The sequence below is a fragment of the Sphingomonas sp. DC5200-1 genome (assembly GCF_049897245.1).
Taxonomy (GTDB): Bacteria; Pseudomonadota; Alphaproteobacteria; order Sphingomonadales; family Sphingomonadaceae; genus Sphingomonas; species Sphingomonas aquatilis.
Genome location: NZ_JAFCVW010000005.1, coordinates 177,694 through 188,997 on the forward strand (window position 1 = coordinate 177,694; position 11,304 = coordinate 188,997).

The 11,304-nt window shown below is 66.3% G+C and carries 16 protein-coding genes; 15 read left to right on the forward strand and 1 reads right to left on the reverse strand.

The features are described from left to right. The first annotated feature begins 20 nt into the window (after positions 1–20). The 15 genes from ACP7A3_RS12540 (at position 21) to ACP7A3_RS12610 (ending at position 10,889) form a co-directional block, all read left to right on the forward strand. On the forward strand, positions 21–383 hold the full coding sequence (locus tag ACP7A3_RS12540; protein WP_426255799.1) for a head decoration protein: 363 nt from the start codon (positions 21–23) through the stop codon (positions 381–383). Between the two features lie 79 nt (positions 384–462). Next, a complete protein-coding gene (locus ACP7A3_RS12545) occupies positions 463–1,500 on the forward strand; it encodes a major capsid protein (RefSeq protein WP_426255800.1) in 1,038 nt (345 codons plus the stop codon). 69 nt (positions 1,501–1,569) lie between these two features. Then, a complete protein-coding gene (locus tag ACP7A3_RS12550; protein ID WP_426255801.1) occupies positions 1,570–1,788 on the forward strand; it encodes a hypothetical protein in 219 nt (72 codons plus the stop codon). A 4-nt stretch (positions 1,789–1,792) separates the two neighbouring features. Further along, positions 1,793–2,125 (forward strand): head-tail joining protein, encoded by a 333-nt coding sequence (locus ACP7A3_RS12555; RefSeq protein ID WP_426255802.1) that lies wholly within the window; start codon positions 1,793–1,795, stop codon positions 2,123–2,125. Continuing rightward, the gene (locus ACP7A3_RS12560) at positions 2,097–2,804 is read left to right on the forward strand and encodes a DUF6441 family protein (protein WP_426255803.1); all 708 of its coding nucleotides are present in this window, start codon (positions 2,097–2,099) and stop codon (positions 2,802–2,804) included. The genes ACP7A3_RS12555 and ACP7A3_RS12560 overlap by 29 nt, the downstream gene beginning before the upstream one ends. 4 nt (positions 2,805–2,808) lie before the next feature. Further along, entirely contained in the window at positions 2,809–3,249 is a 441-nt protein-coding gene (locus ACP7A3_RS12565; protein ID WP_426255804.1) for a hypothetical protein, read from the forward strand. A 30-nt stretch (positions 3,250–3,279) separates the two neighbouring features. Beyond that, complete coding sequence (locus ACP7A3_RS12570) at positions 3,280–4,221, forward strand: phage tail tube protein (RefSeq protein ID WP_426255805.1); 942 nt, start codon at positions 3,280–3,282, stop codon at positions 4,219–4,221. Positions 4,222–4,237: 16 nt separating this feature from the next. After that, positions 4,238–4,558: a hypothetical protein gene (locus tag ACP7A3_RS12575; RefSeq protein WP_426255806.1), complete on the forward strand. Its 321-nt coding sequence runs from the start codon at positions 4,238–4,240 to the stop codon at positions 4,556–4,558. After that, the gene (locus ACP7A3_RS12580; protein WP_426255807.1) at positions 4,558–5,157 is read left to right on the forward strand and encodes a hypothetical protein; all 600 of its coding nucleotides are present in this window, start codon (positions 4,558–4,560) and stop codon (positions 5,155–5,157) included. The genes ACP7A3_RS12575 and ACP7A3_RS12580 overlap by 1 nt, the downstream gene beginning before the upstream one ends. Positions 5,158–5,192: 35 nt before the next feature. Continuing rightward, on the forward strand, positions 5,193–5,381 hold the full coding sequence (locus ACP7A3_RS12585; RefSeq protein WP_426256043.1) for a DUF7697 family protein: 189 nt from the start codon (positions 5,193–5,195) through the stop codon (positions 5,379–5,381). After that, positions 5,368–8,757: a phage tail length tape measure family protein gene (locus ACP7A3_RS12590; RefSeq protein ID WP_426255808.1), complete on the forward strand. Its 3,390-nt coding sequence runs from the start codon at positions 5,368–5,370 to the stop codon at positions 8,755–8,757. The genes ACP7A3_RS12585 and ACP7A3_RS12590 overlap by 14 nt, the downstream gene beginning before the upstream one ends. Positions 8,758–8,760: 3 nt before the next feature. After that, complete coding sequence (locus tag ACP7A3_RS12595; protein ID WP_426255809.1) at positions 8,761–9,357, forward strand: hypothetical protein; 597 nt, start codon at positions 8,761–8,763, stop codon at positions 9,355–9,357. A gap of 2 nt (positions 9,358–9,359) precedes the next feature. Beyond that, complete coding sequence (locus ACP7A3_RS12600) at positions 9,360–9,965, forward strand: hypothetical protein (protein ID WP_426255810.1); 606 nt, start codon at positions 9,360–9,362, stop codon at positions 9,963–9,965. Positions 9,966–9,969: 4 nt separating this feature from the next. Further along, positions 9,970–10,380 (forward strand): DUF6950 family protein, encoded by a 411-nt coding sequence (locus tag ACP7A3_RS12605; RefSeq protein ID WP_426256044.1) that lies wholly within the window; start codon positions 9,970–9,972, stop codon positions 10,378–10,380. Beyond that, complete coding sequence (locus tag ACP7A3_RS12610) at positions 10,377–10,889, forward strand: hypothetical protein (RefSeq protein WP_426255811.1); 513 nt, start codon at positions 10,377–10,379, stop codon at positions 10,887–10,889. Before ACP7A3_RS12605 ends, ACP7A3_RS12610 begins: the two co-directional genes overlap by 4 nt. Before the next feature lie 66 nt (positions 10,890–10,955). Here ACP7A3_RS12610 and ACP7A3_RS12615 read toward each other — a convergent pair whose 3' ends face one another. Beyond that, positions 10,956–11,285, reverse strand: a complete 330-nt coding sequence (locus tag ACP7A3_RS12615) for a hypothetical protein (protein ID WP_426255812.1) — start codon at positions 11,283–11,285, stop codon at positions 10,956–10,958. Positions 11,286–11,304 lie beyond the last annotated feature (19 nt).

The window sequence follows — 11,304 nt, forward strand, 5'->3', positions numbered from 1 at the left end:
CCATCACGAAGGAATTCCCTATGTATTCCCGCGCAAGCGCCGCCTCGACCTCGTCGACCGCCCCGGTCACGCTGATCCGGTCGGGCACCCCCAATACCAAGAAGGTGACGTTGCTCGCCGGCCAGATCTATCCGATCGGCGCCGTGCTCGGCATCATCGATGCCACCAAGAAGGCCATCATCTCGGCCGCCGCCGCGAACGACGGCAGCCAGGCGCCGCAGTATGTCCTCTCCTATACCGTCGATGCCACGGCCGGCGATGTCGAAGCGATGGCGGTCGAAACCGGTGATCTGATCGGCTCGCAGCTGGTGCTCGGCGCCGGCCACACGCTCGCCAGCATCCGCCCGGCGCTGCGCGACCTCGGCATCACGTTCGACGGCTGACGCCCGCCACCCTCCCGCATCCTGATGTCGGTCCGATCCTGGTCGGGCCGCCATTGCTCATATCTGCAAAGGCCCGACCATGGATCCTCTCCTCTATACGACCACTGCGCTGATCGGTATCATCACGCCGCTGACCACGCAGGGCAACTTCCTCCGCGCGCTGTTCTTCGGAAGCACCCCGATCGAGTTCGACACCCCCGAGGTGATGTTCGATCGCGTCTTCGACGACAAGCGCATCGCACCCTGGGTCAGTCCCTATGCGAAGGGCACTCCCGGCCAGGACCGCCCGTTCCAGACCGACCGCTTCGCGCCGGGTTATATCAAGCCGCTCGACCGCATCGACGCGCATAAGGTCAGCCGTCGTCGGCCGGGAGAGCCGATCGGGGGCGAGTTCACGCTGCAGCAGCGTCGCGATCTAGCTTTCGTCGACCTGCTCGCCGGTCAGAAGACCAAGATCGAACGTCGTGAAGAGGTCATGGCCTCGGAGATCTTGCGCACCGGTGGCGTCATCATCGAGGGGATCGAATACCCCCGCGCGGTGGTCAACTTCAACCGCAAGGGCTCGCTGACGAAGACGCTGACGCTCGGCGCCCGCTGGGGTGAAGCGAACGTCTCGCCCGTCGATAACCTCGAGGCGTGGATCCAGGAGGTCGCCGAGGAATGCGGCGCCGCCCCCAGCCATGTCGTGTTCGAGAAGGATGCCTGGGCGCTCTACAAAGCGGACCCCAAGCTGAAGGACAAGCTCGACACGACCTATCAGGGCAACACCAGCGCGGTCGACCTCGGCTACAAGCCGGGCGTGCCGGGTTCGCCGGTGTTCGTCGGTCGCCTCGGCACCGTCGAGCTCTACGTCTACAACGACACCTATGAGGACGTCGACGGCGTCACCAAGAAGCTGCTGCCGCAGTACACCGTCATCATCGGCGCGCCGGCCACCTATGAGGGCACGCCCTGCTACGGCGCGATCCTCGACCCGCGCAACAATTACGGCGCGACCCGGCTCTTCTCGAAGAACTGGATCGAGGAGAACCCGGCCGGCGAATATCTGATGACGCAGTCGGCGCCGATCTTCGTACCGAAGCGCCCGAACGCGACCGCCTGCATCACCGTCCGCTGATTGATCCGCCCGCGCCAGTGGCGCGGGCGACCTGCCGCGGGCGCGCCCCGCATCACTTGGAGAATTGCCATGGCCGATAAGGCTCCCGCCGCCGCGTCCGCGCCGAAGACCGTCGAAATGCCTCGTGCGGTGCACGAGATCGTCACGGGCCCGAAGCCTGAAAACAAGATCGCCTCCGGCACGCTGCTGACCGACGACATCTTGAAGACGCACGGCCTCGACGACGAGGCGGTGATGGATCTCGTTGATACCGGCGCGATCGAGCACGTCGACGTGCTGAAGGGCTGATCCGGTGCCGATCGATCCCGCCGCCGACATGGCCACGTTCTTCGCCGCCGACGAGTTCGGCGAGGCGATCACGTTCAATGGCGTCGGCGGGATCGTCGGCATTTGGGACCGCCCGACCGATACGGCTGAGCTCGGCTCGAGTGTCGTCGTCGTCGATACCAACGTCATGCACCTGCCTGTTTCTCAGGTGCCGGATCCGCGCGGCGGGATCATCAAGATCGTCCGGACGGGAGAGTTCTTCCGCGTGGTCGGCGACCCACGTCTCAACCGCGACGATACCATTCACGCTTGCGAGTTGGAGCCGAGCGATGCTCCGGCCGAAGTTCAAGCGCCCTGATTTTGCCGACGCCTTCGACGGCTCGGAGGCGGATGTCGCCCGCTTCGTCACGGAGGCTATGAGCGACACGACCGATGACGTGAAGGAGGCATTCCGCGATCAGGTGCGCGCCGCAGGCTTGGGCGATCGCCTCGCCAACGCCGTGCGCGGGGTCGCCTATCCCAACCGCAATGGCGTCCATAGCCTCGAGCCGGCCGGGTGGATCTATGCCCAACCGTCGAAAGACGGCCGCGGCGCCGCGGCGATCATCGAGAGCTACGCCGACGGCCGCATGATCGTCGCGAAGAACGGTCGCAAGTTCCTCGCCATCCCGACCGACGACTGCCCCCGCAAGCGCAGTGGCAACGCCCTGACGCCGGACGAGGTGGAGCAGCGGTTCGGTCGGACGCTTCAATTCATAAGCCCGCAGGACAAGGGGTTCCGGACCCCGTCGACCCGTCACCGCGCCGTCGCCTATCTTGTCCTGAAGGGCCTCGTCATCCGGAAGAAGACCGGGCGCTGGCGCAACGCTTCGGAGCGGGAGCAGAGCGGCAAGACCCGCAATCCGCGCCCCGTGCAGGCCGTCATCATGTTCAGCCTCGTCCGGTCGGTGAAGAAGCCGAAGTCGGTCGACCTCTCCGCGCCCGCGGCGATCGCCGAGCAGCGGTTCGAGAGCCACCTCAACGCCCGCTGGAGATAGCCCGATGCGCAAGCGGCTGGCGGTGCTGACTGCCGTGAAGGCGATGATCGTCGCCGCGCTGCCCGGCGCGGATGTCCGGGGCATGGACGCCGATGACGCTAAGCCGACGCGGGTCAGCCCCACCGGGATGGTTATCGTCCGCTCCGGCGACCCCGGCACGCCCGACGTCGACCTGTCGCCGGCGACCTATTGGTGGGATCATCGCATCCCCATCGAAATGGCGGGCTACCAGTCCACCGCGCGCACCTACCAAGAGGTGCTCGACGACATGATCGCCGCGGTCGACTTGGCGATCCAGGCGAACCGCACGCTGGGCGGCCTGTGCATCTACCTCGACGCTGAGCCGCCGTCGGATGGCGAGATCGACAAGACCGGCGCCGTGCCGGTTGGCTGGGCCGACTTCGCTATCATCGCTTCCTACTCGACCGACAGCCCGCTCGGCTGAGCCTTCCACCCGTCACCAGGAGATACGTCTATGGGTCGCCCCATCGGCATCAACATGGTTATGAACGCCGTCGCCGAGACGACGTACGGCCTGACCCCCGCCACCCCCTTCACCAAGCTCCCGCTCGTCAGCCACAACCTGGGCGAAGAGCAGGGCCTGATCGAGGACGATCAGCTCGGGTTCGGCCGTGAAGGCCTCGATCCAACGCCCGACGTCATCACGAACGATGGCGATGTCGTGGTGCCGGTCGACCTGCGTGGCATCGGCTTTTGGCTCCGCCAGACGTTCGGCCCGCCGACGACGACCGGACCGGTCAATGGCAAGTACACGCACGTCTTCACGTCGGGCGCGCAGGCGCTGCCGTCGACGTCGATCGAGATGGGCTATCCCGACGAACCGTCGTGGACCACGAACTACGGCTGCGTCGTCAACTCCATCAAGATCTCGCTCTCGCGCTCTGGCAATCTGAACGCCACCCTGTCGTTCATCGGTCAGGGAGAGACGGACCCGGTCGCGCTGTCGATTGGTGGCGTCACGACCAGCCTTCGCGGGCCGCGGTTCGCGCAGGCGACGGGCAAGATCACCATCGAGGGAGCCGCCGCGGCCGACATCGTGTCGGCCGACATCGCCTACAGCAACCAGCTCGATAAGGTTGAAGTGATCCGCGACGACGGCCGGATCGGCGGCGTCGACCCCGGCAAGGCGATGACCAGCGGCTCGCTCACCGCGCGCGGGCCGCGCGGCACGCTCTTCGCCAAGTCGCGCGCGAAGCTGCCTGCGGGCGTCAGCTTCGGCTGGGTGCAGGATGGCGGGAGCCTGACGTTCGCGCTGCCGCGCATTTTCCTGCCCCGCCCGAAGCGCCCGGTCACCGGTCCCAAGGGGCTGCAGGCGACCTTCAACTATCAGGCTTCGGGCGCGTCCGGCGCGCAGCTGACCGCGACGCTGGTCAACGACGTCGCCTCGTACGCCTGATCCGGGAGAGCATCACATGGCCAAGCGCAATCCGACGGCGATCGTCGCCCCTTCTGCCGTCGCATTCGGCACCACGCCGAACGAGGTCCTCGGCAACATTCGCGTCGTTGACGCTGCCACCGGCGAGGCGATCGCCCGCGTGATTGCCGCCGACAGCGATGCCGGCAAGGTGTCACGGTATGCGATCGACGACGGAAACCTCGTCCGCGAGGGCAACGCGTTCAAGACGATCGACGAGAATCGCAAAATCCGGATCGAATGGATCGATCCGCCGGTCGAGCCGATCGCCGATGACGGCGCCCCGGCTGACCCGGCCGACGGCGCGCAGGAGGGCTGATGTTCCAGCTTTCCAGCCCCGAGCCGGTGACGAAGACCCTGATCAATGCCGTGGGCGATCGGCAGGCGGTCGCCGTCACCTTCAATGCCCAGCCGTCCCCGCTGTCGCTGCGCTACGCGCGCCTGGCAGTGGCCACGGCGATGCGCGACTTCGAAGGCCGTCCGGATCGCATGCAGCGCGCCGCCGATGCCTTCACCGTCGCGATCATCCGCCACAATATCGTCAGCTGGTCGGGCATCGGCGATGCGCAAGGCGATGCAATCGAGCCGACGCATGATCGCGAGCGTACCGACGACGACGGGAACGTGACCGGCGTCGAACTGGGCACGATTTCTGCCTTCCTCGCTGAGCCGCGCCTCGTCGAGGCAGCGGACCGCGAATATGTCATCCCGTGGACTGACGCGGATCGGGAAAAAAACGGATCATCCGCCTCTGTGAGTGGCACCACAGCGGCGGCGACGCCGGAGCGCGATACTGCGAACTCAGCTGCCGATACCGAACCGAAGGGCGATGCCGCGATGACGACACCGGCGCCCCAGCCTGCCCTTACGACACCGAAGCCTGTCAAACCGAAGCGGGGCAAGCGCTCTGGGAGCTGATCGCCGGTATCGGCAACCAGGTCCGGCTCGCTACGATCCCCACGCCTGAAGGCTTTACGACCCGCGCGGTCGGCCTCGACAACACCGCCGTCATGATGATGGCGAGCGCCGCCGGCGTCGACACGCGCATGCTGGTGTCGATCCTGCCGCAGATCGAGGCGGCAATAATCAATCCTGCGCAGCCCGGTGAGGAAGAGGGGGAGGACGACGATGACGATGCGTAACGTCGGCTTCCGCCTCGGTATGGACGGCAAGGCGGAGGTAAAGAACGACTTCGCCGAGGTGAAGAAGGCGGGCGATGATGCCATGGAAAGCGTCGCCGTTGCCGCCGAGCAGGCAGGCGAGCGCGCCGCCCGGGCGACCGAGACGTACACGAAGCGGCAGATCGACAGCTATCAGCGCCAGGCGAATGCCGCGAAACTGGCAGCCGCCGGTGTGTCGGCCAACGCCTCCGTTGACCAGGTGCTTGCCGGGCGCGGCAATGCCGGGCAATTCGCCACCGTCAACCTCGACCGGTCGACGGGTGCCGCCAAGGCGTCCGCAGCCGTGTTCGCCGCCGCCTTCGAAGAAGAGGAGCGCGGCGCGCGCGAGGCGGTGGAGGCGCAGCGACTGCTACAGAAGGCGGAGGACGACCGCGCGGCGACCGTCGCGAAGCTGCGGGCGATGCTCGACCCGCTCACCGTTGCGCAGCACCGGTATGACGAGGAGCTCGCCACCTATAACGACCTGCTGAAGCGAACCGATCTCAACGAGGAAGAGCACGGCCGCCTCGTCGCGATGTCGACGCAGCGCCTTAATGAGGCGAAGCGCTCGCTCGACGGCCACACGAGCTCCGCCGGCTTCAACCGCATGCAGATGGTCGTCGGCGGCGCCGCGATCCGCAATTTCTTCGACAGCGTGTCCGCGGGCACCCCGGTCATGCGCGCCGCCGTGATGCAGGCGGGCGACTTCGAATCGGTCCTCAGCATGGATGAGGGCGGCGTCGCTGGCGGCTTGCGCAAGGTTGGCGCGCTGCTGACCCCGACGCGGCTGCTGCTCGGCGGCGTCGGGTTGGCTGCGGCGATCGGGGCGAAGGCGTGGTACGATTATTCTGCCGCAACGGAAAAGCTTAGCGCCGCCGCGCGCGGCACGGGCATGGCGCTGGGCCTGTCTGGCATGCAGCTCGAGGCGTCCGCCGAAGCGGCGGCGGCGGCAGGCCACATGACTGTGGACAGCGCCCGCCAAATCGAGACGGGGTATCTACAGGTTGCCAAATCGGGTGACGTGCTGGTCGGATTGACTGCCGTTACGAACGACTTCGCCAAGGCGACGGGAACGGATCTCGCCGGCGCGCAAAAGGTCCTGGCGGGAGCGTTCCAGGATCCGATTGCTGGCGCGCAGGCGCTGGCTGGCGAATACGGCTTCCTGACGCAGGCGCAGATCGAGCATATCGCCAAGCTGGTCGAGGAGGGCGACTACACCCGCGCGCAAGCGGAACTGCTGAAGGATTTGCAGGGTGCAATCGGCGGCGCGGCGGCGAAAACGGAAGGGCTCGCTTACGTCTGGGACAACGTGAAGTCCGCGACCGACCGAGCATGGGTATCGCTCGGCCGCTACCTCGACATGATCGGGCAGGTGGGTCTGAACGGCCAGGGCCTCGGCTTCCTCCTTCCCGGCGCCGACGAGCAGAAGCGTAAGATCGATGCTGCTGGCAACCAGGCGCTGCAACGCGCCATGGACGTAGCCGGGGCGTTCTCCGGCGACAGTCGCGATCAGTATCAGAAGCAGCTGGGCACCCTTCGCGCCGGGTTGAAGGCGCTCCCCTCGAACGCCTCCGCCGAGGATCGTCGTCAGCTGACGGGCGCGATCGACGCCTATAGCAACGCCATCGCCACCTTCATTCCGCGGCAGGAGAAGGCGAACCAGCTGGCCGCGATCGATGCAAAGCTCGCCGCGGCGAAGACGCCAGCCGAACGGTCGGCGCTCGCCGCACAACGCCAGCGACTGGATCTCGCCGGCACTGTCATCAGCCGCCAGGATGCCGAGACGCGCGCGACCGAGGCGGGCAACCGTGCCCGCAACCAGGCGGAGCGGAGCGGCGCCGGAAGGGCCGCAGCCGCGGCGCGCGAGGCGGCGTCGATGGAGGCGAGCGCGCGCGCCGCGCTCGACGTTGCCGATGCTTACCTGAAGAGCAGTGCCGCCGGGATTGAGGCGGAGGCGCGTCGCAAGGCGCTCACCGACGCTACGAAGAAGGGCACCGACGTCGACGCGCAGGTTCGGCGTCAGCTGGCGCTCAACGTCGCCGAGGGCGTGGCAAATGGCGCGAAGAGCGTCGCCAGCATGCGTGACGAGACGACGGCGCGACTGGGCGTCCTGGCGCAGGTCCGCGACGGCACGCTGGCAGTTACCGATATGTCGGCGGCGCTCGCGGATGAGGCTGCCCTGCGCCCGCTGCTTGCTTTGCGCACGATTGCGCAGGGTGATGCGCTGACGCGGCTAAATACGCTGATCGACCAGTATCGCGAGGCGATGACGGGGGCCCGGGCGGCCGAAACGAGCGTTGCGTTCGAGAAGGCGATGCAGGGCAGCGTCGACCGCGCCGAGGAGTTCAAGAGCGCGATCGCCGACATCGATCTGTCGCCGCTCGACAAGGCGCTGAATGCCGCCGGTCGCGCTGCGAACCTCGAAGCGGATGGGCTGGGGTTGAAGGCCGGGTCTGCGGAACGGACGCGGCTCGTCCGCCAGCGCGAGCACGAAGCCGAAGCGAGCTATCAGGCGTCGCGTTCGAAGTATGTCACGGATTCGCTGGTCGGGCAGCGCGACGCACTGGCCCTAACGCAGCGCGAGCTGGAACTCGTCGGCGCGAATGATAACGTCCGTCAGGCCGAGCTCGACAAGCTGAAGGTCGCGCTGGATATCCGCCGGCAGTTTCCGGACATGGCGGCGGCGGACGTCGACCGGATCGTCGCTGGCGTCGTTGCGCAGGGTGAGATGAACGCCAAGCTGAAGGTCGCCGCGGCGGCGATGGGCGAGCTGCGCTCGTTCGGTGCGGGGCTAGTTGATACGGTCCTAGACCCGAGTAATTGGGACGATTGGGGCAGCGCCGGCAAGGCCATCACGCGCGAGTTGCAGGCGGAGTTCATGAAGCTCGCGCTGCTCAACCCGCTGAAGAACCTGATCAACGGCAACAGCGATCTGCCCACCCTCAGCTCCGCACTCGGCAAACTCGGCGCGCTGTTCGGTGGCGGAAAGTCGGCAGCTGTCGGCAAGACGACCGTGGGCCTGTCGGGCCTCCTCAGTGGGAACGCCGTTGGCACCGAATATTGGTCGGGCGGGATGACCTACGTCAACGAGAACGGCAAAGAGATCATGGATCTCCCGTCGGGAACCCGGATTTACCCGGCTGCAGAATCGCGACGCATGATGGCTGCCAATGATGTCGGCGGCGGCGGGCGCATGGCAGTCGACATCAATCTCAACACCGATCTGTTCACCGCCACCGTCACCTCGATTTCGGGGAGCCAGCTCCAGGCGGCGGCGCCAGGGATCGCGGTGGGCGCGGCGCGCCTAAGCGGTGCGCAGGAAGCGCGGCGGCGTCGCCGCCGACTACCGGGAACGTAGGGAATGGCCATCGAACTGCCGCAACCGCGGCTGCCAAACCGCGCTGTCCCGAAATTGCTCGATTGGGGCGCAGACCAAAAGGCGCCGATGGGCGGGGCCTATCAGCGCCTCAATCGCCTCGGCAATCGCTTCGCGCTGGAAATCACCTATCCCCGCCTGAAGCCCGAGCCAGACGGTCGCATTCTCGCCTCTCGGCTCCGGCGCGCGAAGACGGAGGGCGCATTGTTTCCGGTGCCGCAGCCGGGGCTTGAGATCGGCAACCCCGGCGCTCCGGTGGTCAACGGGGCGGGGCAGGCGGGGCTTGCCCTGCTCCTCCGGGGGTTCACAGCCGGCTACACGGTGCGCGAAGGGCAATTCTTCAGCATCATCCATGGCGGACGGCGCTATCTGCATTGCGCCGAGGGTGATGCGGTCGCGAACGAGGCGGGGGGCATAGTCCTTGGCCTCTATCCGATGCTACGCGTCCGGCCGTCGGATGGCGCGCTTTGCGAATTTGCGCGGCCGATGATTGAAGGCATCGTTTCCGGCGCCAGCATCGACCTCGAGCTCACCAGCGCCCGCGCAGACATTCCCGCCATCCTCATCACCGAGCGAGCATAGCCATGTCGAACCTTACCCCGGCGCTGGAGGCAGCGCTTAAGAGCGATGCGCCGACAGTCTTCGGCGCCGTGTCGATCGCGCTGCCTGATCGCGAGGTTAATCTTTTGGACGGAGCCGGCATCGCCGAGTTCGGCGGCCGGACTTACGTCGGTCAGGACGATACGTTCGGCACCATCTCCGATGTCGAAAACCTCACCGACGGTGTCGGCGACAGCGCGCCGGCGATCGGGCTCACGCTGTTGCCCGCTGGCGACGCCGCCGCGGCAGCGCTCGCAGCGCCAACGATGCAGGGCGCGCCCGTCGCAATCTACATGGGCGCGATCGACCCGGTTAGCGGTGGGGTCATTCCGTCGCCGCACCTCATCTTCCTGGGTGAACTGGACGTGCCCTCGCTGGTTAGTGGTGAGGAGGGCAGGCGGCTCGATTATGAGATCGTCAGCGTGTTCGAGCGGCTGTTCGAGGACGACGAGAGCGCACGGCTATCGGCCGGGCATCATCGGAGCATCTTTCCAGGCGAGGCGGGACTCGACTTCGTGACGGGCGTCGCCGAGCCGGTGTATTGGGGCATCGCGGGGCAGAACCCGACCGGGATCAGCTATGCAGGTTGACCCGATGGTGCGCCGCCGTGATGCCGCGCAGAAGACGCTGGATGTTTGGTCAAAGCGACCGTTGCGCATGGGAACGTCCGATTGTGTGCGGATGGGGGCGTCGCATCTCCGCTTACTCGGCCATCAAGTGAAGCTGCCGGCGTCGGGATCGTATCGCACCGTCAACAGCGCGGTGAAGGCGCTAAATGCCCGCGGCTTCGATAGCGTCGAGGCCGCAATCGACGCGATGGGCATGAAGCGCATCGCTCCAGCGGCGGCGATCGTCGCGGACCTGTTGATGCTTCCTGGCGTCGATCGGCTGGGCGGCCTGGCGATCTGCCTCGGCAACGGCCGCGTCGTCGCCTATCATGAGGAGGTGGCGACGGCCGCCGTGTTGCAGCCGTTGGAATATGTCACCGCTTGGAGCGTGCTATGACCGATGACGAGAAGGCGGCGATGGTCCGCAAGGTCGCCGAGCAGGATTATGTCGCTGCGCGGGCGGAGGCGACCGATCGGATCAAGAACCAGATGTCGATCGCCGATGCCACGATGAAGGCGCTGCTCCTCGCCAACGGCGGTGCGATGATCGCGCTCTTCACCTTCGTCGGGAACCTGATCGCCAAGTCGGCGGGCAAGCCGGCCTTCGACGCTCACGCGTTGTGGACCGCATTCGCGTGCTTCGTGGCGGGGCTGATCGCGGCGCTGCTGACCCACGCCTTCGCGTTCCTGTCGCAGGAGCGCTTCTACCACGCATCGACGTACGAGGTTTGGCGCAACCAGACCATTATGCTGACCGCCGAGGCCCTGGAACCGACGCCAGCGGAAGTTCGGGCGTACACCGTCGGGCAGTGGGCTTATTGTGCCGCCTTCGTGTTGGCAGTCGTTTCAATCGGTTGCTTCACGGCCGGCTGCGCAGCGGCGCTCCGCGGGGTGCTGATCGGCTAGATCTCGTCGGATCGAGGCGAGCAAGACTTTTTTACGCATGAGCGGTGGAGGCTAAAGCCGCTCTTTTCAGGCGCACAGGCGTGCGGATTTGTCCTTCAGCCACAGCTTTACCGTGGTGCCGCTAGGGGTTCGACGTAGGTCGGCACGCCCTAGAGCGGTGCCGTTGAACGCACCGTTCGCAAGCCAAAGAATGGTAACGTCGTCGGGTCGGTCTGGCTGCCGGTAAACGTTCGGTGCTGGGACACCGTTGAGGTCAATCAGGCATCGCTCGATGTCGCCCATCTGCTTGGTTGAGGTCATCTCGAATTCTGGCGCCTTCGCGTCGAATTTCGACAGCGGACCTGCGCCAGCTTCGGCCGCGAGCAAGGCTGCGATGACGCCTACCGCAATTTTCATATGAGCCGACTCCTGTTGG

Excerpts from the sequence above, each read along its gene's own strand:
- ACP7A3_RS12600 (WP_426255810.1), top strand. The coding sequence starts at position 9,360 with ATGTCGAACCTTACCCCGGCGCTGGAGGCAGCGCTTAAGAGCGATGCG.
- ACP7A3_RS12570 (WP_426255805.1), top strand. The coding sequence starts at position 3,280 with ATGGGTCGCCCCATCGGCATCAACATGGTTATGAACGCCGTCGCCGAG.
- ACP7A3_RS12545 (WP_426255800.1), top strand. The coding sequence starts at position 463 with ATGGATCCTCTCCTCTATACGACCACTGCGCTGATCGGTATCATCACG.
- ACP7A3_RS12560 (WP_426255803.1), top strand. The coding sequence starts at position 2,097 with ATGCTCCGGCCGAAGTTCAAGCGCCCTGATTTTGCCGACGCCTTCGAC.
- ACP7A3_RS12595 (WP_426255809.1), top strand. The coding sequence starts at position 8,761 with ATGGCCATCGAACTGCCGCAACCGCGGCTGCCAAACCGCGCTGTCCCG.
- ACP7A3_RS12590 (WP_426255808.1), top strand. The coding sequence starts at position 5,368 with ATGACGATGCGTAACGTCGGCTTCCGCCTCGGTATGGACGGCAAGGCG.
- ACP7A3_RS12565 (WP_426255804.1), top strand. The coding sequence starts at position 2,809 with ATGCGCAAGCGGCTGGCGGTGCTGACTGCCGTGAAGGCGATGATCGTC.
- ACP7A3_RS12605 (WP_426256044.1), top strand. The coding sequence starts at position 9,970 with ATGGTGCGCCGCCGTGATGCCGCGCAGAAGACGCTGGATGTTTGGTCA.
- ACP7A3_RS12610 (WP_426255811.1), top strand. The coding sequence starts at position 10,377 with ATGACCGATGACGAGAAGGCGGCGATGGTCCGCAAGGTCGCCGAGCAG.
- ACP7A3_RS12540 (WP_426255799.1), top strand. The coding sequence starts at position 21 with ATGTATTCCCGCGCAAGCGCCGCCTCGACCTCGTCGACCGCCCCGGTC.
- ACP7A3_RS12615 (WP_426255812.1), bottom strand. The coding sequence starts at position 11,285 with ATGAAAATTGCGGTAGGCGTCATCGCAGCCTTGCTCGCGGCCGAAGCT.
- ACP7A3_RS12550 (WP_426255801.1), top strand. The coding sequence starts at position 1,570 with ATGGCCGATAAGGCTCCCGCCGCCGCGTCCGCGCCGAAGACCGTCGAA.
- ACP7A3_RS12575 (WP_426255806.1), top strand. The coding sequence starts at position 4,238 with ATGGCCAAGCGCAATCCGACGGCGATCGTCGCCCCTTCTGCCGTCGCA.
- ACP7A3_RS12580 (WP_426255807.1), top strand. The coding sequence starts at position 4,558 with ATGTTCCAGCTTTCCAGCCCCGAGCCGGTGACGAAGACCCTGATCAAT.